Source organism: Olivibacter ginsenosidimutans, from assembly GCF_039542865.1.
GTDB classification, from domain to species: domain Bacteria; phylum Bacteroidota; class Bacteroidia; order Sphingobacteriales; family Sphingobacteriaceae; genus Olivibacter; species Olivibacter ginsenosidimutans.
In genome coordinates, this window is sequence record NZ_BAABIQ010000008.1 from 102,257 (window position 1) to 125,259 (window position 23,003).

The following is a 23,003-nucleotide window of genomic DNA, read 5'->3' on the forward strand; positions in this document are numbered from 1 at the left end:
TTTTTACACGGTGCCTGCCATGTGCTGTGTTTGTCGAAGTTTCTTTTTCCAAGAAATATAACCGAATATTGCTAAAACAAAAAGAAATAGGGTAAGCAATGCATAAAGCAACAATCCTTTGTAGATAAAAAGAGGAATAGCAAAAGCATTGCTACAATTGAGCCAAATCCAATTCTCAATTTTCCGTTTTGCTAAAAGCCACATCCCTATCCAAGCGGTAATGCTCACCCAGGCATCACATATTGGAACAACAGAATCGGTAAATTTTACTAAGGATAGGTATAACAAAGGAAAACCTATCACAAGCATTGCTATACAGATTAACCAATCGTTACTAGTCGAAGTAGTAATAGGTACATCATGGTTGTTGGGTTTTCGAATCCAATAATACCATCCATAAATGCTCATAACGAGATAATAGAGGTTTAGTAAAATCTCGGCATACAAGCCTGCTTCATAAAGTACATATAGGGTAATCAGAATACTAATAATCCCGCAAGGATATAATCCTATTTTATTAGCCTTAGCCAATACTACCTCGAAAACGCCAAAAGCAACTCCTATCCATTGTAACAGCGGCGTATCCAACAACTGTTGCAGAAATAGTTTATACCATTCAATCATCAGTATACACCTTTTGAGAATATGCTTTTTTTCATTCAGATGGTAATTAATTTGCTATTGCTAAGCAATTGTTTTGGCTTATAATAATAAGCCAAAACATTTATTTTTACACGTTCAAACTTAGCTAAAATGCCGGACATTCGCGAACAGTCGAATACGACTAATTGATCTTATATAGACATCCTCAATATCGGCAGTGTGCTGTGGTCAAAATTTTCTCAAACAATAACATTATTTTTTTGTTACAAGGTGGATTTAATGCTAAGTCTTATTAGTGTTACGCCTTAACAGAAAATGACATGACTGACTCTCCGAATAAAAAACCCTATTCTTATGAATTGGCCTCGAGCTTATTGGCTCTAATACTCATTATTGCCATTTTGTTTTTTTTACAAAGTGTTTTGGTTCCCTTGATGTTTGCCATTTTAATTGCTATATCTCTTTATCCGGTAACGCAATTCTTAGAACGGTTTAATATGCATCGGGCATTATCCGCTATCCTGTCAGTTATCTTGGCAATATTAATTATTGCTGCGCTCATTTGGTTTATCATCCATCAGGTCTTGGTAATTGGCCACAACGGCACAGACTTGCAGGATAAATTTCTCACCATTTTTAATGCCATACAACGATGGGTAACGATAAAATTTGGCGTTGAACCTGGTGAGGTAACAGCTAAAATCAAAGAACTTTCCAATAAAGCTTTGGCAAATGCAGGAAGTTATTTATCTGCTGCCTTTGGTTCAGTAGGTGGTATATTGGCTGGTGTTGTTATTGTTCCTTTATTTTCCTTTTTCTTACTTTACTATAGAGATTTTTTCCGCGAATTCTTTTTTCACGCCTTTAAAAGTACTCCTCAGGATAAGGTTCATGAAACCTTGAATAGGATATACAGCGTTGTACAGAGTTATTTATTAGGGCTAATAACAGTAATGGCGATCGTTGCTGTACTGAATACAGTAGGACTTCTGGTTATGGGAATTCCATATGCTTGGTTTTTTGGCACGTTAGCGTCACTATTGATGTTATTACCGTACATCGGTATCGGAATTGGTTCACTTTTACCGGCATTATTTGCCTTGGCAACCAAAGATAGTTACTGGTACGCTATCGGTGTTATTGGATGGTTCCAAGTTGTTCAATTCCTGGAAGGTAATTTTATTACGCCTAATATCGTTGGTAGTAAAGTTAGCATTAATCCATTAATGGCGGTTATTGCCATTTTACTTGGAGGCATGTTGTTTGGTTTGGCCGGACTGATTTTAGCGTTGCCATTAACCGCTGTAGTTAAGGTACTATTTGATGCTATCCCATCAATGAAAGCATTCGGTTTCCTCATTGGCGAACCGGAAAAATACCATCTTAAAAAATATTCTTCTATGGTTCTGGTTAAGCGATGGAAATTAAAAGATAAGCTGGATCAAGAAAAGGAATCAACTAAAGAAAAGAAGTAAATCAATCCAGAATGCCTTTAATCTCTTATATTTTTTTAGCCATAATTCTTTTGCTTATACTAGCATTACTTTATAGCCGTATCAACCATAAACGCAAAAACGCTGGTATTGATAAAGGCTATTATGAGCAATTACTAGCAAAACACGTTTTATTCTATAGAAAACTAGCTAAAGCTGAAAAAGAGCGATTTCTTGATGAAGTGCTCCAGTTTTTGAAAGAAATACGTATTGAGGGTATAGGAACAACCGTAACGGATATTGATCGGATATTGATTGGTGCGAGCGCCATTATTCCCATTTTTGCTTTCCCTCATTGGCACTACCAGCATTTAACGAATATTTTACTCTATCCAGATACGTTTAACGAAGCTTTTCAATTTCAAGGTGCTCATCGGAATACGTTGGGTATGGTGGGCGAAGGCTATATGAACGGACAGATGATTCTGTCAAAAGAGGCCTTATATAAAGGATTTTCGGTGCAAGCAGGAGATCATAATACGGCCATTCATGAATTTGTACATTTGATTGATAAAAATGATGGGAGCATTGATGGTATACCCGAAAATCTCCTCGATAGATCTTACGTGATTCCATGGATCCATCTTATGCATCAAGAAATGAAAAAAATCCAAGCCGGAAAGTCGGATATTGATGCGTATGCGCTCACCAATCAAGCGGAGTTTTTTGCAGTGGTTTCTGAATACTTTTTTGAAAAGCCGGAAAAATTGCATGAACATCACCCAGAACTTTATGCCATGCTTACGCAATTATTCCAGATAGATCTGACCAAAAAATAATCTTACTGTTTTTGATGACATTGCTCTTTGATACGTTCGCGATGTTTTAAGCCCCAATTCATCATTTCATCAATGATTCGTTGAAGTGTTGTACCATAGTTGGATAACTCATATTCCACCGTGACGGGACGCGTATCACATACTTTTCTTGAAATTAGTCCGTTGATTTCCAATTCACTAAGCTCCTTAGATAACATTTTAGCACCAATGCCTTCTACTTCTCGTTGTAGTTCCATAAAACGTCTTTTACCGAAACTTAAGGAGGCAATAATTTCAATTTTCCATTTTCCACCTAAAACGTCTAAGGTGTCATGCACAGCACGAAGTTTTTCTCGGCAAATGGTATCCGTAATCGATTTGTTGTTAGCTTCCATAATATAATAGACAATACATAGTTTCTCGAAGGAAAGTACTTCCAAAACAATAATCACTTTCAAAAGTAAAGTGTTTTTATGAGCTTTGCAACTATCAAACACATAGAAAATGGAATTATTAGAAGCTTTAAACTGGCGTTATGCCACAAAGAAAATGAATGGGCAAGCAGTTTCCCAAGACAAGGTTAATATTATTTTACAAGCTGTACATTTAGCTCCAACCTCATCCGGTCTCCAACCTTATGAAGTGTTCGTTGTAAGCAATCCTGAATTAAAAGCAAAAATACGGGAAGTAGCTTTTGATCAAAGTCAGCTCACAGACAGCTCACATGTATTGGTCTTTGCAGCATGGGATAATTATACCCAACAGCGCATTGAACAGATATTTTCACATATTGTAACAACGAGAGGGTTGCCTATGAATGCAATGGATGATTATAAGCATAGATTGCTTGCATTATATACTAATCGGACACCAGCGGAGAATTTTGAACATGCCGCCAGGCAAGCGTACATTGGATTTGGGATCGCGATTGCAGCTGCAGCAGAACTGAAGGTTGATGCTACCCCAATGGAAGGCTTTGATAATGCTAAACTAGACAAGTTATTGGCCTTAGATCAGAAAGGATTAAAAAGTGTTACCCTATTACCCTTAGGTTATCGTGATGAAAATAATGACTGGCTGGTAAACTTGAAAAAGGTCAGAAAACCAAAAGACGAATTTATAACGGAGCTTATTTAATGAATTCCGCATTTCGATAGCATAGGTTTAACAACGATTTACGAAGGTGTCTGGTATTGATGAGCTATCTTACCTAATAGTGCGTTTCATACCTTATTTAGGTTAAAAAGCCGCAAACGATTTCGTGAAATTATTGTCAGGTTTAGCACATTCAAACCATATTTAATATGAAATTATCATATAAATAGCTATTTTCACGGCATCCTGACATAAAGAAGCTTTTTACTGATAATGCTCTTTATGGCTTAATAAATCAATATTCAAACAATAAAATGGAATTTAGTGATCAATTAAAAGCTGTATTTATACCGGAAAGCGACATACCGGTTGAATTTAGCATTCCCGAGGAAATCCACCAAAGGGAATACCTATGCAATGGCGAAATGCTTAAATGGGATGGTCCCGTTAGCGAAGTATATTCGCCAGTTTGTGTTCCCGACAAAGAGGGTAACTTGTACCGAAAGTTTATTGGAACATATCCAATATGTACCGAAAAAGAAGCCATGGAAGCACTGGATGCGGCGGTCAAGGCCTATGATAATGGTCGTGGTGAATGGCCGACTATGAGCATAGACAACCGGATTAAATGCCTGCAAAAATTTGTCTTTAAAATGAACGAGCAGCGTTCTTTAGTCGTAAAATTGATTATGTGGGAAATCGGGAAATCACATGCCGATGCGGCCAAAGAATTTGATCGGACAATAGACTATATCAACGCAACGATAGACGCTTTAAAAGACATTGATAGGCAATCTTCTCGATTTGAGATGGAAGAAGGTGTTGTTGCTCAAATCAGGCGCTCGCCAATCGGCGTAGTGTTATGTATGGGGCCATTTAACTATCCGCTAAATGAGACCTTCACAACGCTAATACCGGCGATTATCATGGGGAATACGTTATTGTTTAAACCACCAAAACATGGTACGCTTTTACATTATCCTCTATTAAAAGCTTTCCAGGAATCTTTCCCTAAAGGTGTTGTCAATACAATCTACGGACGCGGAGCCAACATCACCCCAGGATTAATGCAAACTGGAAAAATAAATGTGCTGGCATTTATTGGGTCTAGTAAAGTTGCTAACGATTTAAAGAAAAGGCATCCCAAAATCAATCGCTTAAGAGCAGTGCTAAGTTTGGATGCTAAGAACGCTGCCATTGTAACCAAAAATGCCGATATCAAATTAGCGGTTAGCGAAACGATACTCGGAGCGCTTTCATTCAATGGGCAGCGCTGTACTGCAATTAAAATTGTTTTTGTTCATAAAGCTATTGCAGACGACTTTTTGAAACAGTTGAGTGTTGCCGTGGCACAACTTAAATTTGGTATGCCTTGGGTACAAGGGGTAAGCTTAACACCACTTCCTGAGCCTGGCAAACCGGAATATTTAAAAACGTGTATTGACGATGCAATTTCGCATGGTGCGCATGTTGTAAACGAGAATGGTGGTACCAACATCGCTTCCTTTGTTTACCCAGCTATTGTTTATCCGGTAAATGAAAAGATGAAGTTGTATCGCGAGGAACAATTTGGCCCTATTATTCCTGTAATCCCATATGACTCTATCGAAGAACCTATTCAATACCAGATCGATTCGCCTCATGGTATGCAGGTCAGCATTTTTAGCAATGATGCAAAAGAGATAGCCTCTTTAATAGATCCTTTCGTGAACTTAGTAAGTAGGGTAAATATTAACAGTCAGTGCCAACGTGGTCCAGACAAATTCCCCTTTACTGGACGTAAGGATAGCGCGGAGGGGACACTCTCTGTAGTAGATGCACTACGTTCATTTTCAATACGCTCTTTAGTGGCGACCAAAATGAACGAAACAAATAAGGGATTAATTAATGAAATTGTCAATCATCACGATTCTAATTTCTTGAGTACTAATTTTATATTCTAGATTTCATCGTACTCAGAAAAAGAGGATGCTTCAAAAGAAGATGTCTCCTACATTTGCTTGGAACAAACATAGGAGACATCCTCGTTCGATTATTGAATTTAACCTTGCTGAACTTCTTGGAGTCCCTGTTTCCCCGAAGACTTGGGGTTATAGCTAAATGACAGATAAATGCTTTTGAAACACCTTTTTAAACGCTGTAAAAAAACTTTCTGCCCATATGAAGCCGTTTTTGTAGAATACCCACATGCTTCAATCGTCTTAACGTATTATAAACGGTAGGATAACTAACCTGCATACCACCGTTATATAATTCGAGAAAGATATCCTCACCGGTAAGTGCCTGATTCTTTTGTGCCAAAAGAGCGAGCAAGGCTTCCTCCAATGCTTTTGGTTTGCGCCCCAGTTTAGTGGTACTATCGGCTAGGATAGCTGCTACCTTATCATTCTTCATAATATTTTACGTAAATGACCAAATTTTAGCATATCATGGTGACGATCGTTAACATGTGCTGCGTTAATAAGCAACAACTACCAGACCGAACTTTTAAGGTATTTCAAAAACAGTAGTCGCTGTATAAAAGGCTGCCTTATACTCCTTACCTTCAAAGCTGCCACCTTTTTTATCTTGTACACTCAGCTCTACTTGATACGTGCCCGATTCTTTTGCTTCAAATGTTTGTGTTCCAGAAGCCACCTCACCGAGCTGTTTTACCGCTCCATTTGGGGTTACAACAAACGCTTTTCCTTTACCGCCGTCTTTGATAACAATAGTAAACCCATCTACTTTTGATGATCCATTCCATTGTGGAACAACTTGAATGGGTAAGTCGCTTTTCTTTAATTGCGCCAAGGAACCTTTTCCTACGATTATAGCGGCACTTGCATAAAAGTAAGGAATGAAAGGAGGCATTTTCTCAAATGTTAATACACCTACCTTTTCATGCTTCAACTCCACACCATATAAGCCATCTACTTCTGGAGTAAATGATGCAGCATAATGATCATCCTCAGGGAAGAGTTTCAGACGACTCTTTTCCCCATTAGGCTTAACCAACCACAACTCAAAACCTTCTACCAATTTCCATTCATCACCATCTAATGGTTCCCACTTTTCTCCTGGCTCTGCAAAAAATACTTTCACGTCATGGGACACCCCTTTGGTTCCCGAATGTGCAGTACTAACCCATAAGGCATGTGCCTGAATTTCCTGTAAGGAAAAAACACCTAACAGTAATACCGTTAGTAATTTCATTGTCTTCATCATGGTTATATTATTATGTTTATTATTTATGCGGTGCCTATCGTCTCTAAGGTTGGCTTCCGTCTTGTTGTACCCTTTTTCTTTTTAAATTTTCGATTATACCAGATCAGGAAACCCGTAATGGGCAAACTGGTGCAAATGAGACAGACCACAAAGGTAATTATCTTCACCGGAAGTCCGTACCATGTGCCGATATGCAGGGCAATATTGGTATTCATCATCTTCGCCTCCCGAATTGCTTCGAGTGGTAAACTTTCCAGCTTTTTCCCCGTGTAAATATCAAGATATAGTTGCTTGCCACGATATGTTACCATACTGGATTCATGCTCCATACGTAACATAACAGCGCCACTTCGGGGATTTGGAACACCTATAGACAGCTGTGCGTATATACCCAATTCCGATTGATAGCCCTGTAACAGTTGATCTAAAGATAAAGCGTTCTTGGTACTATCAGCTTGCGGAAGTGCCTGAAAAACCGTTTTGTCTGTACCTTTATGCCCGAACGTCCAGAAGAAAAAATCTTTAACGGGTTTATAGCATAGAATCAGCGCAGTGACAGTCAGTACCATAGCCAAAGGAAGGGAGTAGAAGCCTAATACGTTATGCAAATCGATATTGAGGCGCTTCCATTTTGCGTTCCACTTAACCTTGAAACTTTTATCCCGTGTTGACTTATTCCATTTGGTTGGCCACCACCAGATAAAACCACTGATTAATTCTATCAAGAAAGTGATTGTCGCAATACGAACCAATTGCGAACCTACATTTCCTAGAAGTAGATTCATGTGGAAAGCAGCCAGTAAACGGAAAATACCATAGGTATTGTCTATTTTCAGGATTTCGCCAGTATACGGATTGGCGTATGCGCTTCCCAGTCCCAGCATCGGTTGATTAGGGTTAGGTGTGGAGCACATGATTTTTACTGCTTTACGTGGATCAGCATATGCTGTGTACAGATTAGTTCTGACCGTTGGGTATTGTCTGCGCAAGTTCGCCAATATGGTATCCGGAGACACCCTTACGGGATGTTCCGGAACCGTTACAAAACGTGCATCACGGTTAATAAAGTTGTTCACTTCATCGTGAAAAACAAACAACACCCCCGATAGACAGACGAAAAACACCATCAGTCCGGAAATCAATCCTAACCATAGGTGTAACCACTCGTTTACACGACGTCCTATTGATTTTCCTTTGCGGCTGTTACTTGTCATGGTCAGCTATCCCCTAAATTTTATTCTCCCGTTAACCGAGTAAAACCTTTCGCCTGACCGCCACGGCTTACGTTGAACGCTGCGCTTGCCGTTTTACCATCTGCATTGAGCTGATAGTATCCATTATAATTGTTTGCTGTACTGATGACGCGGATAAAGAGGTTGTTGTCAACCACTTCCAGATTACCGGTAGAGTGCCCGAAAACGGTAAGTGGGAAACCGGTAATTTCTGTAGCTGCCATACTGTTCGGGTCAACCGCATATACGGTATACATCGGGTCAGCTAAATTACCGAAAGAAGGAAGCTCAACAGGCTTTTTGGAAACATCCACATACAGTTTACCGTTTAATTCCCGTACACTCCATAGCTGTCCGTCTTTTATATCTAATTTTTCACCGTCCAGGAACCAATCCTGATCAAAATCGGTTTCTCCCGCTTTGATACGGTAAACACCTGATGGTTGAGGTACCATAATATTTTGCTCATCGTAATCCCAACCAGTCGTTACAAAATAGAGTGTACCGTCTGTTCCTTGCGTCCATGCTGGAAATTCGGAAGGTGAATGTCCTTGATTTTTTACAAATTTGTGCGTAATGGTCTTCTCCAATTTTTCGGTAGCTATGTCGATCACTGCCATGGTAAAATTGCGGGTATTGTCGTTATGTCCGCTTCCACCCGTGCGAGAGTAAGTGATGTTCACGTAGAGTTTACCCTCCTTCGCAGCAATGGTTTGATTACCGGTATACACATTGGTACTGATGCCATTACCTTTTTCAATAAGCGGACTCAGGTCTATTTCACCGGTACGCTGCATGGAGGTCGGATTGAACTTTTGGATTTTGGTCTTGCCCCTGTCGGCATCAAAATAGAAACCTGTATTTTCATCTACCACTAGGTTTTGTGCAGAGCTTCCACACTTAATGAATCCAGTTTGTTCCAATTTTCCAGAAGCACCTACATTATAGCGCACGACACCGGTTTCACCTGCCAGGGTAGCACGGTTGAAAATCCAGTTGCCATAGTGGCGGAATCCACCATAGGCCCTTGCTTGTAAAGAGTAACCGCCAATATTGTCTACGTTTCCATTCGGTAATGCATCGTAGGCTGCATAATAACCGGCTGATCCAGATCCACTCTCCGCAGTAAGCAGCACATATTTACCAGTAGCCTGATTCTGGTCATCATCGGGACCGTTTTTGTCGTCTTTAGAACAGGAAACCAGCAGCATGCCGCCAATCCATAAAAAAACTCCCCATTTAAAAATTTTACGATTCATATTGTATTGATTTATTTGTTATGTGAATAATTTAAAATATAGTTTAACTTGAGATGAAAGCTTCTGCCTGCATTCTGTATGCGAAAATTATCATATACTGCGGCATCAAATAGGTTTTTACATTCCAAATTGATGGATAAAGGCTGACTTGGAGAAGGATTCCATACCACACCTACAGTATGCACATTTTGGCCGGGAATAATATTTGGTGCATCAATTTTTGCGTCGCCCCAAAGTCCTAGAAAACCATCCGGCTCGGTATCTTTTGGAATATAGTTCAGGTAATATTCATGCACATAACTGAAATACCAGTAGGCTTGTAAATGGTCACCGTTGGATATGGTGTTATTAACGTTAAAGGTAGCTCCCAAATTAGCGAAGAAATAAGGTACGTTACGCAATCTGGCACGCTCTAGGTAGAGAATAGAGGGTTCGGTGACATGGTACAGACGAAAATCCTGGTAGGTAAAGTTTCCATTGAGGCGCAACCACTTGAATGCTTGTACATAAGCATCTGTTTCCAAACCAATACCACGTACTTGCTCGACATTGGAACTTTGAGAATAAATGAGGTTTACCGGAACCGATATAATCATATCTTTAGTAATACGGTAGAAGCTATTTACTTCTACACCGTAATGATTACCCTTGTTATAGCCAAAACCCAAATTTCCGTTTACACTGCGCTCTGGATTAAGACCGAAATTGGCCAAAACAAAGTTCCCATTACCAAGGATTTCCTGCTGCTCCGGCAGGCGTGTCGCGTATTCTCCTGAAAGCCTGAAAAAGGTGTTAGGGTTAATGTTCCATTTCAATGCCTCTGCTGCACCAAAAGTAGAACTTTTGGCTTTTGATGTTTCCTCCCGCAATCTTCCAGTAGAGAGGTTCACTTCCTGCCCTACAGCATTGGCTTGATAATATTTTACCTGCACCAGATTTTGCAAACGCTTTTCTAAGAACGTCGAACTGAGTCCCAACGCCCCCACTACTTTCGTATAATCAGCCGGAAGACTTTGCAAGTCGACAGGGTTCTCGCCGGCACTAACGGCACCATAGGGGTCAGATCCCTTACGGTTATAGTCGTTAAAAACCAAATTGAAGGTTAAGCCATGCTGCTCATTTAATTGGTAATTGATCCCTGTTCGAGTAGTAAGGTTAGAGAAACGGATGTCTGCTAAACTCGCATTGCCCGACTCGCCTCTTTTACCGGCATCCACAGGTGCATGATATTGGCCATACCAATCGTACGAACCAGATAAAGTATCAACCAAAAGATTGTTGATGCTGCTGTATACAGCAAACTGATCAAAAATTAACTTTCCGTTCAATAAAGACTTCTTATAGCGTAAGGTCGGGATAATAGGTGCCTTTTGTCTACTGTAAGCGGCACCAAAGGGCCTTTCCATCAAGGCAGCAAATTGATTATCGCGTTTCATATAGAAAGTGGTTATGCCCAAACGAAATTCATCTGCCCAGAAAACATCTTTCCAGCCACCATAAGCCTCTGCATACCATTGCCGATACGCATTATGGAAGAGTTTTACTTTTTCAGGAATAACGTTGGCCGTTTCTTCGTTCGGAATATCCGCCGTTACTTGATAACTATTGTCCGAATAGTTGAAAAAGGCATCCAAACCACCAAATAATTTACTGTTATCTGAGCGATGATACCAGTTTATGGTAGCACGGTGGGTATTGAAAGAAGCTAACTCATAGGATGCAGCAAGATAAGGCTGTGTGCCTAAACGGGACACCAAGTTAACAGCACCTCCCAGTGCATCGGCACCCAGCTGGGTGGGCAATACGCCTTTATATACCTCCACATGCTCCAGCATATTGACTGGAAGAGTAGATAGGTTAAACGCTGCCCCCAGATAATCAGTCGGCACACCGTCTTTAAAGGTTTTGATCGATTTCCCTTGAAAACCATTCAGCATAATATTATTGTCGGATCCCAGACCACCCGATTGCCGAATGCGGATACCTGCCGATCGATTCATAAGTTCAACCAGCGTGGATGCTTCCTGCTGGTGGGCTTTTGTATCCACCACTTCTGCTTTTACAATTTGCGTTTTCGCTTTTTGCGTGGTCGTTTGCCCTTGTATGGTCACTTCATCGAGCTCATTAGTACTTTCGAATAGGGTTATTTGGAGGGTTGTTTCCTTTTGCTTCGTCAGATCTGCATTGATGGTACGCTTAGCCGTACCCATATAGTTTATTTGCAAGCGATAAGAGGCTCCTGAGGGCACAGTTAAAACAAACCGACCATTGCTGTCAGACTTGGTACCTTGCTTAGATCCAGCTATACGAATGGAAGCACCCGCTATTGGTTCATCGTTTTCAAAGGCAATGCGACCGCTTATTATTCCATCAACAGCTTGTGCTTTTAACAATGGGGATAGCAGCAACATAAAGAAAAGTAGCAAAAATCTCATACAGGCTTGGTTTAAAAACATTACTTTTGTTATTAAGACTGATTTTAAATAATGAGGCAAATATAAAATTAAGGATATACGGTATTGACAGTATTATATACAAAAAATGCATTTTTTACGCTAGTGGCATATGAAGATTGAACTCAGCGATGATGGTTTGATCGAAAACCATTTCGTCCGAAACCTTACAGAGAATTTCTTACTAGAAGACGGACTCCAAATAGCGGAGGATCAACGTGATTTTAAAACGGGAGACTTTGTGCATCACGAACGCTTGATTCACATCGATGGGGTTTATATTACCTTTTATAAAAAGGATTATAAGCAAACACGCTTGATTCACGTGAGTACTGATGAACCGTACATGCAGCTGCATTTCGAACTTTACGGCGGCGCTACCTACTATGATCCGCATCATCCCGATGAATTAGCACTTTATACCGATGCAGGGGAATTTACTTTTTTTTATGTACCTAGATTATCCGGCAGCTTATCTTCTCCAATTTGCAAAGATGCTTTCAGTGTTCATATAGAAATCTCGAGGTATTGGTTAGAAAAAAATGTGGGTAAACAGCTATCGGTACTTGGTGAATTTGGAGATGCTATTAAAAACAATCAATCAGCTATGTTAGGACATAGAAGTTATCCCATTACCACTGAAATTTCTAGGGCAGTTTATCAATTGTATCAAACGCCAACCCAAGGAGATATTAAGAAAATCTATGTCGAGTGTAAGCTGTTGGAATTGCTTAGTCTGACGCTTCATCAGGTAAATACAAAAAAGGATGTGCTGAACAGGTGTATTTCTGTTGTTGATACCGAAAGCTTACATAAAATAAAACGAATGCTGGCTAACGATCTATCCTGTTCTTATACCATTGACGAGCTGTCTTCTATAGCTTTTATGAATCGTACCAAATTGCAGTCCTGCTTTCAGTTGCTATTTGGTAAAACCATACACGAATATGTTACAGATCTTCGGTTACAAACTGCATATGACTTATTAATAGACGTTGCTAACAACAATTTAACCATTGAAGATATTGCAAACAGGATGGGTTATCGCTATTATAACCATTTTTCTACAGCTTTTAAAAAACGATATGGAAAATCGCCAAACCAATTGAGAGGTAAGTAACAAGCATTTGTATTGCTAATACTCTAAGCGGCCAACAACTACTTTAACCATTTTTTTATAATCTAAATATTTATTGGCTATAGCCAAAATGTCATCAGCTGTACTCCTTTTAATAACGTCTAAATGGTTTTTGTAATAGGTCAGGTCAAGGCCTACGGTATGTACATTTTTGAATTTATCTACATGCGAAAACACATTCTCCAATGAGCCTAAAAAGGTTCCACCGATATAGTTCTTGACCAAATCTAACTCTTCATTTTCGATAGGTGACGTCCTCAATCGGTTAATTTCTGATTCAATTTCAGTCAGGGTTTCTTGGGTAACAGACACTCCCACTTCGGTAGCTATGGTAAAAAAAGCACCGTGTTTTAAAGCACCGATTCCCGAACCAATGCCATAGGTATACCCTTTCTCTTCCCTAATATTAGTCATTAGTCTAGAACCAAAATATCCCCCCAAAATCGTATTGACCAATTGCAAAGCCGAAAAATCCGGATGTGCGCGATTAATACTAGCACAACCAATCCGGATGGCAGATTGTAGTGCATCTGGCTTTTTAATGAGGATCACTTTATCTTCCGTGTTTACCTGAGGAATAGCATAGGTACTTACATCAACGATGGGTTCATCCTTCCATGCCTGTCCAAATAATCTATTTATTGATGAAATCGTTTCTGATGTTACTTTTCCAGCAATATATATGGTACATTGACTCGGACAAATCTGGTGTGTGTAGAGTCTTTGCAAATCTTCACGACAAAGGGTATCATAATCGTTTAGTTCTGGACTGAACCCGTATCTACCGCTTCCAAAAATAGCCTGATTGAATGTCCTCCTGGCGATAAAATCGTTTTTCTTAAGTGATACCGAAAGATTTTGCTTGTTATTACGAATGTATGTGTCCAATTCATGTGCTGGAAAAATACTATCAATTAGAATTTCCTTAATGAGCGGTAGCACATGATTAATATGTTTGTGCAGTACATATAGTGTAAGCGCCGTATGATCAAAAGAATACTCTGGCTGGAGAAATGCACCATAGAAATCAATCTTTTCAGCTATTTCAGCACTTGAATGTTGCTTCGTTCCTTCCAAAAGCATCCCTGCTAAACCCATATTAAGTACAGGGTTAACTAAATGATCAAAACTGATATTGTTAAAAACCCACTCTATTCTGACTAAGTCCTGTTCGCACGCTTCAAACGCAAATAAAGCTATACCATTGTCTAGCCGTTCTTCATGAGGATTTAATAAGTTAACTTGTTCTATATTCTTAAATGTTGGTGCTGTTATTCGTTCCATCGTTTGTCTTCGCTAAATATAATAAAGTAGAGGAGTTTTCTTTTTGAAATAATGCAGTTGCTGCTTCCTGTATAGCCGACGCATCAATTTTTAGGTATGTTCCGATTTCTTGGTTTAACCAATCGGCATTACCAAGTAACTCAAAATAAGCCAAGTTCATAGCTTTGTCCAATATCGATAATTCTGCAAATACCATAGTTGATTCGATTTTATTTTTGACTTTTTCCAATTCATAGTCGGATACAGGAAATCGTTGTAAATCGATCAACTGATCCCAAATTGCTTCTTCAGCCTGTTCAGGTGTTACATGAGGCAGCGGTTTCCCTTCAAGAATAAACAATCCATTATCAATACTACCCGTCAGATACGCATTTATCTCACTAAATAGCAACTGCTCTTTTATCAGTCTTCTATAAAGCCTAGAAGATTTACCTCTTGATAAGATATCCGAAATTAAATCACCAATATAATACTGCTTAGATCGTCTATCTCCCATATGAAAAGCTATATAAATGCTGTTCACAGGTACATCAGCTTCAACGATTTCTCTTCTAGCCTTTGTTTGTTTGGGTTCTGGAGTAATCGCTCGATGGTATTTCTCCCCAGCCGGAATATCGGCAAACCATTTTTCTGTTAGCGCTTTAATTTCATCGGTATGCACATCTCCTGCAACGACCATAATGGCATTCTGTGGGGTATAATGCTTTTTGAAAAACGTCTTGACTTGATCCATGGTGGCTTGCTCAATGTGAGCGAGCTCCTTCCCTATGGTTGCCCATTGATAAGGGTGTTTTTTATAAGCTAAGGGCCGTAATTTGAGCCATACATCACCATATGGTTGGTTCAGGTAGCGCTGTTTAAATTCTTCACATACCACCTGTCGCTGTGTTTCTAAACTCTTTTCGCTAAAAGCTAAGCTAAGCATACGATCGCTTTCCAGCCAAAAAGCTGTTTCCAAATTGATGGCTGGAAGCGTCATGTAATAGTTAGTGAGATCGTTCGTTGTAAAAGCGTTACTTTCACCACCAACACGTTGTAAAGGTAAATCGAATTGTGGAATATTTACTGACCCCCCAAACATGAGGTGTTCAAATAAATGAGCAAATCCAGTTTGATCTGGAGCTTCATCTCTCGCACCAACATCATACAATAAGTTAAGTACGGCCATAGGGGTCGAATGATCTTCATGAATAAGCACCCGCAAACCATTTTTTACCGTAAATTGGTTATATGTTACCATTGTTTATTTTTTTGGATAGCAAACTTAGATAAAATGCTTTGCATTCACGAACCTAAAGTAATAATAAAACTTCACGGCGCATGATTAACTGTTATAAGCAATTTATCTTCTATGTATTATTTGATATTCATGGATATGGTATATACAATTTATCGAATAATCAGCGATTCAGTACCTATAAAAGTAAAAGCTCCTTGTGAAAAAAGCGAAAGTTAGTTATGTTTGCTTCACCATAAAATACATGGTTAAACGATAATACCAGCAGAAGCGCTAATTAAACCCTATACATGAATCCAATTAATCGTGACATGACCGTTCCTGATTTGCTCAGGAACGTAGTAGAAAACATTCATCCTGAAACGCATCCATTTCTTATTCATTATTATGAAGGCAAGTGGCGCGAAATCAGTTATCGTACAGCTTTTGAACATATTCACGCCGTTTCTGCTTATTTACTTTCAATTGGTTTAAAAAAGGGTGATCGCGCAGCTCTATTATTAGAAAACGGGCCCGATTACGTCTATTTTGATCAAGGAATACAACAAATCGGTGTTGTTAATGTATCCATTTACCCTACCCTCCCAGAAGCCGATACAGAATACATTTTGAATGATTCTGGTGCACGCACCATTATTACCAATACACCTTTTCTCTTTAGGAAAATAATAAAGATTGCCAATAACTGTCCATCGCTCATCCGCATTATACCTACTTTTGACGGATACGGGAAATACCTGAACGGATTAGCGCTCCAAGCGGGGGTCATTCCGTTCAATGAGGTACTTAAAACTGGTAAATCGCTTACCAAACAGTATGCTAACGATATTACTAGTGCACGGGAAGGGATTTTAATAAGCGATATTTCCACCCTCATTTATACTAGCGGAACCACAGGTACCCCAAAGGGCGTTATGCTGACCCACGCCAATTTAACCAAAAATGTAAGCGCCTGTTTAGATCAAATCGTAGAAGTTGATCAACACGAAACATTTCTTTCCTTCTTACCTCTATCGCATGTCTTTGAACGTACAGCCACTTACCATGTTTGTATGGCTACAGGCGCAAAAATAGCCTTTGCCCAAAGCATCGATTTGCTTGCTAAAAACATGGTTGATGTAAAACCTACCGTCATTTGTGCTGTTCCTCGTTTGCTGGAAAAAATTCACGATAAGGCTATCAAAAATGGAACAGAAAGTGGTTTAGCGAAAGCGAAGATATTTAAATGGGCACTAAAAAAAGGAAAGCAATACCGGGAAAGAAAAGTAGCAAATAAAGCGCCAGGACCATTGTTAAATGCTCAATTTAGATTGGCAAAAAAACTGGTTTTCTCTAAAATACAAGATAAAACCGGAGGAAAGTTAAAATTCATGATTTCTGGCGGAGGAGCCCTTCCAAAGAATGTAGGTGAATTTTTCGGCGATATTGGAATAAAAATTTTAGAAGGTTATGGTTTAACGGAAACTTCACCGGTAGTAGCTGTCACGGAATTTAATCGACAAGTATACGGAACAGTAGGACGAATTCTACCGGGAATAACCGTTGGTATTCAAGATACCGATACGAATCAAATTTATACGCAACAGACGCATGAACATTTTGATCCAAGCTATGATAGTGAAGAAGGCGAAATTATCATCAAGGGACATTGTGTGATGAAAGGTTATTGGAATAAACCGGAGGAGACAAAGCATGTCATCGATAAGGATGGTTGGTTCCATACCGGTGATATTGGTAAATTTTATAAAGGAAACCTCAAGATTACCGATCGGTTAAAAAATATGCTGGTTAATGCCTATGGCAAAAACATCTACCCCACACCGGTGGAAAACACCTATTTGAAAAGTAAGCGAATTGAACAGATTTTCCTTATTGGAGATGGCCGAGAATACATAACAGCCATTATTGTACCACAACAGGAATTACTTAAAGAAACATTCAATCTGAAAGACAGCTTTTTCGAGCAAATAAATCCTTTTATTGAAGACATCGCCATTATCGACTGGATTGAACACGATATCAAGCAACTTTCTAATGAATTGGCCAAGTTTGAACGTATTAGGTCTTTTAAGGTGAAACGAAAGCCATTCCGTATAGATACCGGAGAACTAACCCCAACATTAAAGACCAAAAGACGGGTTATTGAAAAGCTATATGCCAAGGCAATTGAAGAGCTTTATGGTTAGTGATGGAGTTAAATAGTCAAGTTGTAGAGTAGTTAAGTTATAAAATACTATATCACTACTCAACAACTACTATCACTACTTAGCTATTCCGCTAAAGCCTTTTCTTTATTGTAGCTTTCGTTATGCACGCTCGCTACAGCTCTACCAGACGGGTCGTTGAGATTTTGGAAAGAAGCATCCCAAGCTAATGCCTCAGGTGTACTGCACGCCACAGATTTCACTGAAGGTACACATGCCGCAGCAGAATCAGAAGGAAAATGTTCACTAAAAATACTCCGATACAAATACTCCTCTTTAGACATTGGCGGATTAATATGGAAACGATATTTAGCATTAGCCAACTCTTCATCCGACACAGATCTTGTTGCCTGTTCTTTTAAAGTATCGATCCAACTATAACCTACCCCGTCAGAGAATTGTTCCTTTTGACGCCAGGCGATACTTTCGGGAAGATAATCTTCAAAAGCCTTACGCAAAATCCATTTTTCCATTTTCCCATTGCCCGCCATTTTATCCGCCGGATTAAGGCGCATGGCAATATCCATAAATTCTTTATCCAAAAAGGGCACCCTACCCTCAATACCCCACGCTGCTAAAGACTTATTTGCCCGCAAGCAATCGTATAGATGAAGTTTACCCAATTTGCGAACCGTTTCCTCATGGAAAGCTTTTGCATCAGGTGCTTTATGGAAATACAAATAGCCTCCAAATAACTCATCTGACCCTTCTCCACTCAATACCATTTTTATGCCCATAGACTTAATGACCCTGCCCAATAAATACATGGGTGTAGAAGCCCGGATAGTGGTAACATCATAGGTTTCCAAGTGATAAATAACGTCTCTTATCGCATCTAAACCCTCTTGGATAGTAAAATGAATTTCATGATGTATGGTTCCGATATGATCGGCAGCTTTTCGAGCAGCAGCTAAATCCGGCGAACCTTTCAATCCAACGGCAAATGAATGTAAAGAAGGATACCATGCATTCTCGGTATCATTAGATTCGATGCGTTTGGAAGCAAATTTTTTAGTGATAGCTGCAATAATCGATGAATCTAGCCCTCCAGATAGTAATACACCATAAGGCACATCAGACATCATTTGACGGTGAACAGCATCTTCCAATCCCTTTCTCAATACCGCTATGTCGGAGACATTCGTAGCAACATTTTCATAGTCTTCCCAATCACGCTTATACCATTGTTGTAGCCCTTGACCCTGTTCACTATAAATGTAATGCCCCGGTTTGAACTCCTGAATACTATTACAAATGCCTTCCAGTGCTTTTAATTCCGAAGAAACGTAGAAATTGCCTTTCTTATCCCATCCCATGTAGAAGGGGATAATACCAATATGATCTCTGGCGATGAGGTAAACGTCTTTTACGGTATCATAAAGTGCAAATGCAAAAATGCCGTTCAAATCTTCTAAAAACTTTGGACCTTTTTCTTTATAAAGCGCTAAGATAACTTCACAGTCAGAATTAGTGGAAAAATTATAATTTGGAAGTTGTTGACGAAGCAAACGGTGATTGTAAATTTCACCATTAACGGCAAGAACAACCGTTCCGTCTTCACTATATAATGGCTGTTTTCCAGATTGTGGATCAACAATAGCCAATCGCTCATGAGCTAATATCGCTTTATCCGAACTAAAAATACCCGACCAATCCGGACCACGATGACGAATCTTCTTCGCCATTTCCAACACTTGAGCTCGTAAATCTTGCGATTTAACTTTTAAATCAAATGCACCAATAATTCCACACATAAATTTATTTTTTACTAGCTAAATTTTAACAAATTATAAATGTTTACAAATTAAAGAAATATTATTCAATATTTGCAAGATTTAACATATTTTTTAATAATTTTAATAACATATATTACAATTCTTTGAAAAAACACACAACAGCAAACTGTTACGAAAAACCGGTTTACGTTAAAAAAATCACAAAACACTGGCTATCAGCAAGTCTTTACTAAATTCGAAATTGCAAAACTGTATGTATTGGTTTTTTCAGAGCAGCGGCGATTACTGCCAAGAATGATTAGTCATCATAAAATTAGTACAAACTTAGACAAAATGCCTGGTATTTACGAATATCAAATTAAGTTATTTCCGTCTAAGATTAATCAGGAAGTAAAATAGACAAGTCGCTTAGTAAGATAAAATTTTGCCAACAATAAAAAAGGGCTATGTGCACTCGAATGCACATAGCCCTTTTTTATTGCTAACGGTATATTTAAGCTTCTCCTGTAGCCTCTACTGGCACTACAGAAACGTATGATCTGTTGTCTGCTTTCTTGCGAAAAACAACTTTTCCGTCAATTAAAGCAAAAAGCGTATGGTCTTTACCGATACCTACATTTTTGTCAGGGTGGTGTTTTGTACCTCTTTGGCGGACAATAATATTACCAGCTATTGCTGTTTGACCACCAAAAATCTTAACTCCTAATCTTTTGCTATGTGATTCGCGGCCGTTTTTCGAACTACCCGCACCTTTTTTATGAGCCATATCTTAATTTATTTATAACAGGGAATCCCTATTCATTTAAAATAATCTTATAACGTAATATCCGTAATCTGGATTTTCGTAAATTGTTGACGATGTCCGTTTTTCTTTTTGTAGCCTTTACGACGTTTCTTTTTGAAAACGATTACTTTATCCCCTTTTAAATGTGACAAAATCTTAGCTGAAACCTTAGCACCAGCCACACTTGGAGTTCCAACTGTAAACTTGCCACCATTTTCTGCTAACAGTACATTGTCAAATTCAATACTAGCGCCTTCATCTCCCTGTAGACGGTGCACAAAAAGATGCTGGTCTTTTGCAACCTTAAATTGCTGTCCGGCTATATTTACTATTGCGTACATTGTTAATTGTTTAAAAATTAATTTATGTTAAAAATTCGAAGCGCAAAGATATATCAAATAATTGAAAGATACAAACGGATTTCGCACAACTTATTTTCGATCCTCAGCATCTTTTAAAATGCCCTGAACTTCAGTAATCATCGTTTTTGCGGCATCGCGTAATTTTGGATCGCCAGGATAATTGGTATCAAAAATCATTTGTTTGCTTTTTTCCTTATAGGTAAACTTTAATAAAAAACGCATCACATTTGCTGTGCTATCTGTATTTCCAGGAACGGTCATATCATCGGGAAAATTCCAGAAACCGTATTCTACCGCTTTCCGGTGTAAATAAAGTAAATCATCCTGTCTCAATTTTAAGGTTGTTTTAACAACAGAATCGCTTTTATTAACGTATTGATAATTGGTCGTTTTCGAATCAAAAGTGGTGAACATCCGATCAGGCGGTCCATAACTAAAGGTGATGGATTCAAAATCTGAAAACCGGAAAGGTGCATTTTTAATCATTTGGCTATAGTAAAATATACAATAACCTAAAAAAGGCACAATAATACAGATATACAGAAAAATTTTTCTTGCGCGATCACTCATATGGTCAACAATTTACAAATTTATAGTTTACGACACTTTTGTTATTAGCGATTAATACTTATTCAGTCTGTTGTGTACGACTATCATTATGAGGTACTTTTACTTCTAAAAGCGTTTTGTTGGTCGGTGCATTGGGGTCAAATTCATTTTCCCACTTAGCGATGACTGCTGAGGCTAAACAATTTCCCAGTACGTTAACCGATGTTCTTGCCATATCCATTAATTCATCGATACCTAGAATAATAAAGATAGGCCAAACGGGTAAGTGAAAAGATGCGGCAGTACCCATCAATATCACTAACGAGGCTCTAGGAATTCCAGCCACTCCTTTGCTGGTGATCATGAGTGTAAAAACCATTAAGAGCTGTTCTCCAAAAGACATATGGATGCCGGCAGCTTGCGCTACAAATACACTTGCTAACGAAAGATATAACGTCGTACCATCGAGGTTAAAGCTATAACCGGTGGGCATAACAAAAGCAACGATCTTTCGAGGTACGCCAATACTTTCCATCGCTTCCATAGCCCTGGGCAACGCCGCTTCAGAGCTGGTGGTAGCAAATGCTATGGAGATGGGCTCTCCTACGGCCTTTATAAAACGCGTTAGAGGTAATCCAATTAAAAGTGCTATCGGCAGAAATACCAATAAAATAAAAGCAATCAAAGATGCATATAGTGTGACTAAAAGCTGGAAAAGATTAACGAGTACGCCTAGGCCCATATGCCCTACCGTATAAGCCATTGCTGCACCTACACCAATTGGGGCGAGATACATGACGATGTTGGTAAATTTAAACATCGTTTCGGAAAGACTTTCTACAAAATTTACCATGGGCGCCCGTTTTTTTTCGGGTACCATAATTAATGCAAGTCCGAATATTACGCTAAAAATCACAACCTGTAACACTTCTCCTTCTGCTACTGATTTAGCTATATTTTCAGGAAAAATATGCAAGATAATATCGGCCGCCGTTTGCGGTTTAACATTAGTTAGCTCTTCATGTTGATTCTTTGGCGGTTTAATTCCCATACCCGCTTGGCTAATATTAATGGCGGCCAAGCCAATGAATAACGCAATGGTGGTGACCAATTCAAAATAAAGGAGCGACTTCCATCCCATCCGACCCACTTGTTTAATATCGGAATGACCAGCTATTCCATAAACCAACGTTCCAAAAATCAAAGGCGCAACAATGGTTTTTATTAATTTTAAAAAAGCTTTACTAGCCACCTGCATGCCTATACCTATATGCGGCCAATCGTGACCTATATTTGCACCAATAACCAACGCGATCAAAATCCACGCAGTTAATGTTTTTTTCTTAAAGCCATAAACGATTAATCCTAAAACAGCAAGCCACCTGAAAACGAACAGTACACTTTCTGGAATCACATGAAAAATAAAATCTACAGCGTATAATATGGCAACGATACTAAGGGTACATAGCAGGAATATTACGGTGGCTCTTGACTTCATATAATACGTTTTACTTTGCGGAATTCCGCAAACTTAGATAAAATGCTTGACATTCACGAAGCCCCTACGCAAACTTTAGGATGAAGCATTGCACATTCAAGTACCCTTTCT

General features: G+C 39.0%; 20 protein-coding genes. 6 read left to right on the forward strand and 14 right to left on the reverse strand.

All coding sequences use genetic code 11. The features are described from left to right. Nucleotides 1–3: 3 nt before the first annotated feature. Nucleotides 4–624, reverse strand: coding sequence for a nicotinamide riboside transporter PnuC (pnuC, locus tag ABD930_RS07710; protein WP_345231141.1), 621 nt, complete (start codon nucleotides 622–624; stop codon nucleotides 4–6). Between the two features lie 299 nt (nucleotides 625–923). On the opposite strand from pnuC, the gene ABD930_RS07715 reads away from it, so the two are divergent. Beyond that, nucleotides 924–2,078, forward strand: a complete 1,155-nt coding sequence (locus ABD930_RS07715) for an AI-2E family transporter (RefSeq protein WP_345231142.1) — start codon at nucleotides 924–926, stop codon at nucleotides 2,076–2,078. Between the two features lie 50 nt (nucleotides 2,079–2,128). After that, nucleotides 2,129–2,875: a M90 family metallopeptidase gene (locus tag ABD930_RS07720; protein ID WP_345231143.1), complete on the forward strand. Its 747-nt coding sequence runs from the start codon at nucleotides 2,129–2,131 to the stop codon at nucleotides 2,873–2,875. A gap of 2 nt (nucleotides 2,876–2,877) precedes the next feature. On the opposite strand, the gene ABD930_RS07725 is transcribed toward ABD930_RS07720, so the two are convergent. Next, the gene (locus tag ABD930_RS07725; protein ID WP_345231325.1) at nucleotides 2,878–3,306 is read right to left on the reverse strand and encodes a winged helix-turn-helix transcriptional regulator; all 429 of its coding nucleotides are present in this window, start codon (nucleotides 3,304–3,306) and stop codon (nucleotides 2,878–2,880) included. Between the two features lie 52 nt (nucleotides 3,307–3,358). Here ABD930_RS07725 and ABD930_RS07730 point away from each other — a divergent pair, with 52 nt between their 5' ends. Both ABD930_RS07730 and ABD930_RS07735 read left to right on the forward strand, forming a co-directional pair. Next, nucleotides 3,359–3,991, forward strand: coding sequence for a nitroreductase family protein (locus tag ABD930_RS07730; protein WP_345231144.1), 633 nt, complete (start codon nucleotides 3,359–3,361; stop codon nucleotides 3,989–3,991). A 272-nt stretch (nucleotides 3,992–4,263) separates the two neighbouring features. Then, nucleotides 4,264–5,892 (forward strand): NADP-dependent glyceraldehyde-3-phosphate dehydrogenase, encoded by a 1,629-nt coding sequence (locus tag ABD930_RS07735; protein ID WP_345231145.1) that lies wholly within the window; start codon nucleotides 4,264–4,266, stop codon nucleotides 5,890–5,892. A 187-nt stretch (nucleotides 5,893–6,079) separates the two neighbouring features. Here ABD930_RS07735 and ABD930_RS07740 read toward each other — a convergent pair whose 3' ends face one another. From ABD930_RS07740 to ABD930_RS07760, 5 genes are all read right to left on the reverse strand, one after another. After that, entirely contained in the window at nucleotides 6,080–6,343 is a 264-nt protein-coding gene (locus ABD930_RS07740; protein ID WP_345231146.1) for a transcriptional repressor, read from the reverse strand. Between the two features lie 93 nt (nucleotides 6,344–6,436). Next, entirely contained in the window at nucleotides 6,437–7,156 is a 720-nt protein-coding gene (locus tag ABD930_RS07745; protein ID WP_345231147.1) for a hypothetical protein, read from the reverse strand. Between the two features lie 23 nt (nucleotides 7,157–7,179). Further along, nucleotides 7,180–8,370 (reverse strand): PepSY-associated TM helix domain-containing protein, encoded by a 1,191-nt coding sequence (locus ABD930_RS07750; RefSeq protein WP_345231148.1) that lies wholly within the window; start codon nucleotides 8,368–8,370, stop codon nucleotides 7,180–7,182. Nucleotides 8,371–8,390: 20 nt separating this feature from the next. After that, entirely contained in the window at nucleotides 8,391–9,647 is a 1,257-nt protein-coding gene (locus ABD930_RS07755) for a DUF4374 domain-containing protein (RefSeq protein ID WP_345231149.1), read from the reverse strand. Between the two features lie 11 nt (nucleotides 9,648–9,658). Next, nucleotides 9,659–12,082, reverse strand: a complete 2,424-nt coding sequence (locus ABD930_RS07760; RefSeq protein WP_345231150.1) for a TonB-dependent receptor — start codon at nucleotides 12,080–12,082, stop codon at nucleotides 9,659–9,661. Nucleotides 12,083–12,212: 130 nt separating this feature from the next. Here ABD930_RS07760 and ABD930_RS07765 point away from each other — a divergent pair, with 130 nt between their 5' ends. Then, the gene (locus tag ABD930_RS07765) at nucleotides 12,213–13,220 is read left to right on the forward strand and encodes a helix-turn-helix domain-containing protein (protein WP_345231151.1); all 1,008 of its coding nucleotides are present in this window, start codon (nucleotides 12,213–12,215) and stop codon (nucleotides 13,218–13,220) included. Nucleotides 13,221–13,235: 15 nt separating this feature from the next. Here ABD930_RS07765 and ABD930_RS07770 read toward each other — a convergent pair whose 3' ends face one another. Both ABD930_RS07770 and ABD930_RS07775 read right to left on the reverse strand, forming a co-directional pair. Beyond that, on the reverse strand, nucleotides 13,236–14,522 hold the full coding sequence (locus tag ABD930_RS07770) for a M16 family metallopeptidase (protein WP_345231152.1): 1,287 nt from the start codon (nucleotides 14,520–14,522) through the stop codon (nucleotides 13,236–13,238). Next, complete coding sequence (locus ABD930_RS07775) at nucleotides 14,494–15,762, reverse strand: M16 family metallopeptidase (protein WP_345231153.1); 1,269 nt, start codon at nucleotides 15,760–15,762, stop codon at nucleotides 14,494–14,496. The genes ABD930_RS07770 and ABD930_RS07775 overlap by 29 nt, the downstream gene beginning before the upstream one ends. Before the next feature lie 287 nt (nucleotides 15,763–16,049). Here ABD930_RS07775 and ABD930_RS07780 point away from each other — a divergent pair, with 287 nt between their 5' ends. Then, entirely contained in the window at nucleotides 16,050–17,945 is a 1,896-nt protein-coding gene (locus tag ABD930_RS07780; protein WP_345231154.1) for an AMP-dependent synthetase/ligase, read from the forward strand. 83 nt (nucleotides 17,946–18,028) lie between these two features. Here ABD930_RS07780 and asnB read toward each other — a convergent pair whose 3' ends face one another. From asnB to ABD930_RS07805, 5 genes are all read right to left on the reverse strand, one after another. Beyond that, nucleotides 18,029–19,717 carry an asparagine synthase B gene (gene asnB, locus ABD930_RS07785; protein WP_345231155.1) on the reverse strand — a complete coding sequence of 563 codons (1,689 nt, stop codon included), beginning with the start codon at nucleotides 19,715–19,717 and terminating at the stop codon, nucleotides 18,029–18,031. 475 nt (nucleotides 19,718–20,192) lie between these two features. Next, entirely contained in the window at nucleotides 20,193–20,465 is a 273-nt protein-coding gene (rpmA, locus tag ABD930_RS07790) for a 50S ribosomal protein L27 (protein WP_345231156.1), read from the reverse strand. Between the two features lie 47 nt (nucleotides 20,466–20,512). Next, entirely contained in the window at nucleotides 20,513–20,824 is a 312-nt protein-coding gene (rplU, locus tag ABD930_RS07795; RefSeq protein WP_345231157.1) for a 50S ribosomal protein L21, read from the reverse strand. 90 nt (nucleotides 20,825–20,914) lie between these two features. Next, nucleotides 20,915–21,331: a hypothetical protein gene (locus ABD930_RS07800; RefSeq protein WP_345231158.1), complete on the reverse strand. Its 417-nt coding sequence runs from the start codon at nucleotides 21,329–21,331 to the stop codon at nucleotides 20,915–20,917. Nucleotides 21,332–21,473: 142 nt separating this feature from the next. Then, nucleotides 21,474–22,892 (reverse strand): dicarboxylate/amino acid:cation symporter, encoded by a 1,419-nt coding sequence (locus ABD930_RS07805; RefSeq protein ID WP_345231159.1) that lies wholly within the window; start codon nucleotides 22,890–22,892, stop codon nucleotides 21,474–21,476. Between the last annotated feature and the right edge of the window lie 111 nt (nucleotides 22,893–23,003).

Bases quoted from the DNA above. Each gene is read 5' to 3' on its own strand.
- ABD930_RS07765 (WP_345231151.1), top strand. From the start codon at position 12,213: ATGAAGATTGAACTCAGCGATGATGGTTTGATCGAAAACCATTTCGTC.
- pnuC (WP_345231141.1), bottom strand. From the start codon at position 624: ATGATTGAATGGTATAAACTATTTCTGCAACAGTTGTTGGATACGCCG.
- ABD930_RS07770 (WP_345231152.1), bottom strand. From the start codon at position 14,522: ATGGAACGAATAACAGCACCAACATTTAAGAATATAGAACAAGTTAAC.
- ABD930_RS07730 (WP_345231144.1), top strand. From the start codon at position 3,359: ATGGAATTATTAGAAGCTTTAAACTGGCGTTATGCCACAAAGAAAATG.
- ABD930_RS07760 (WP_345231150.1), bottom strand. From the start codon at position 12,082: ATGAGATTTTTGCTACTTTTCTTTATGTTGCTGCTATCCCCATTGTTA.
- ABD930_RS07735 (WP_345231145.1), top strand. From the start codon at position 4,264: ATGGAATTTAGTGATCAATTAAAAGCTGTATTTATACCGGAAAGCGAC.
- ABD930_RS07715 (WP_345231142.1), top strand. From the start codon at position 924: ATGACTGACTCTCCGAATAAAAAACCCTATTCTTATGAATTGGCCTCG.
- ABD930_RS07740 (WP_345231146.1), bottom strand. From the start codon at position 6,343: ATGAAGAATGATAAGGTAGCAGCTATCCTAGCCGATAGTACCACTAAA.
- asnB (WP_345231155.1), bottom strand. From the start codon at position 19,717: ATGTGTGGAATTATTGGTGCATTTGATTTAAAAGTTAAATCGCAAGAT.
- ABD930_RS07755 (WP_345231149.1), bottom strand. From the start codon at position 9,647: ATGAATCGTAAAATTTTTAAATGGGGAGTTTTTTTATGGATTGGCGGC.
- rplU (WP_345231157.1), bottom strand. From the start codon at position 20,824: ATGTACGCAATAGTAAATATAGCCGGACAGCAATTTAAGGTTGCAAAA.
- ABD930_RS07745 (WP_345231147.1), bottom strand. From the start codon at position 7,156: ATGATGAAGACAATGAAATTACTAACGGTATTACTGTTAGGTGTTTTT.
- rpmA (WP_345231156.1), bottom strand. From the start codon at position 20,465: ATGGCTCATAAAAAAGGTGCGGGTAGTTCGAAAAACGGCCGCGAATCA.
- ABD930_RS07775 (WP_345231153.1), bottom strand. From the start codon at position 15,762: ATGGTAACATATAACCAATTTACGGTAAAAAATGGTTTGCGGGTGCTT.
- ABD930_RS07805 (WP_345231159.1), bottom strand. From the start codon at position 22,892: ATGAAGTCAAGAGCCACCGTAATATTCCTGCTATGTACCCTTAGTATC.
- ABD930_RS07800 (WP_345231158.1), bottom strand. From the start codon at position 21,331: ATGATTAAAAATGCACCTTTCCGGTTTTCAGATTTTGAATCCATCACC.
- ABD930_RS07750 (WP_345231148.1), bottom strand. From the start codon at position 8,370: ATGACAAGTAACAGCCGCAAAGGAAAATCAATAGGACGTCGTGTAAAC.
- ABD930_RS07780 (WP_345231154.1), top strand. From the start codon at position 16,050: ATGAATCCAATTAATCGTGACATGACCGTTCCTGATTTGCTCAGGAAC.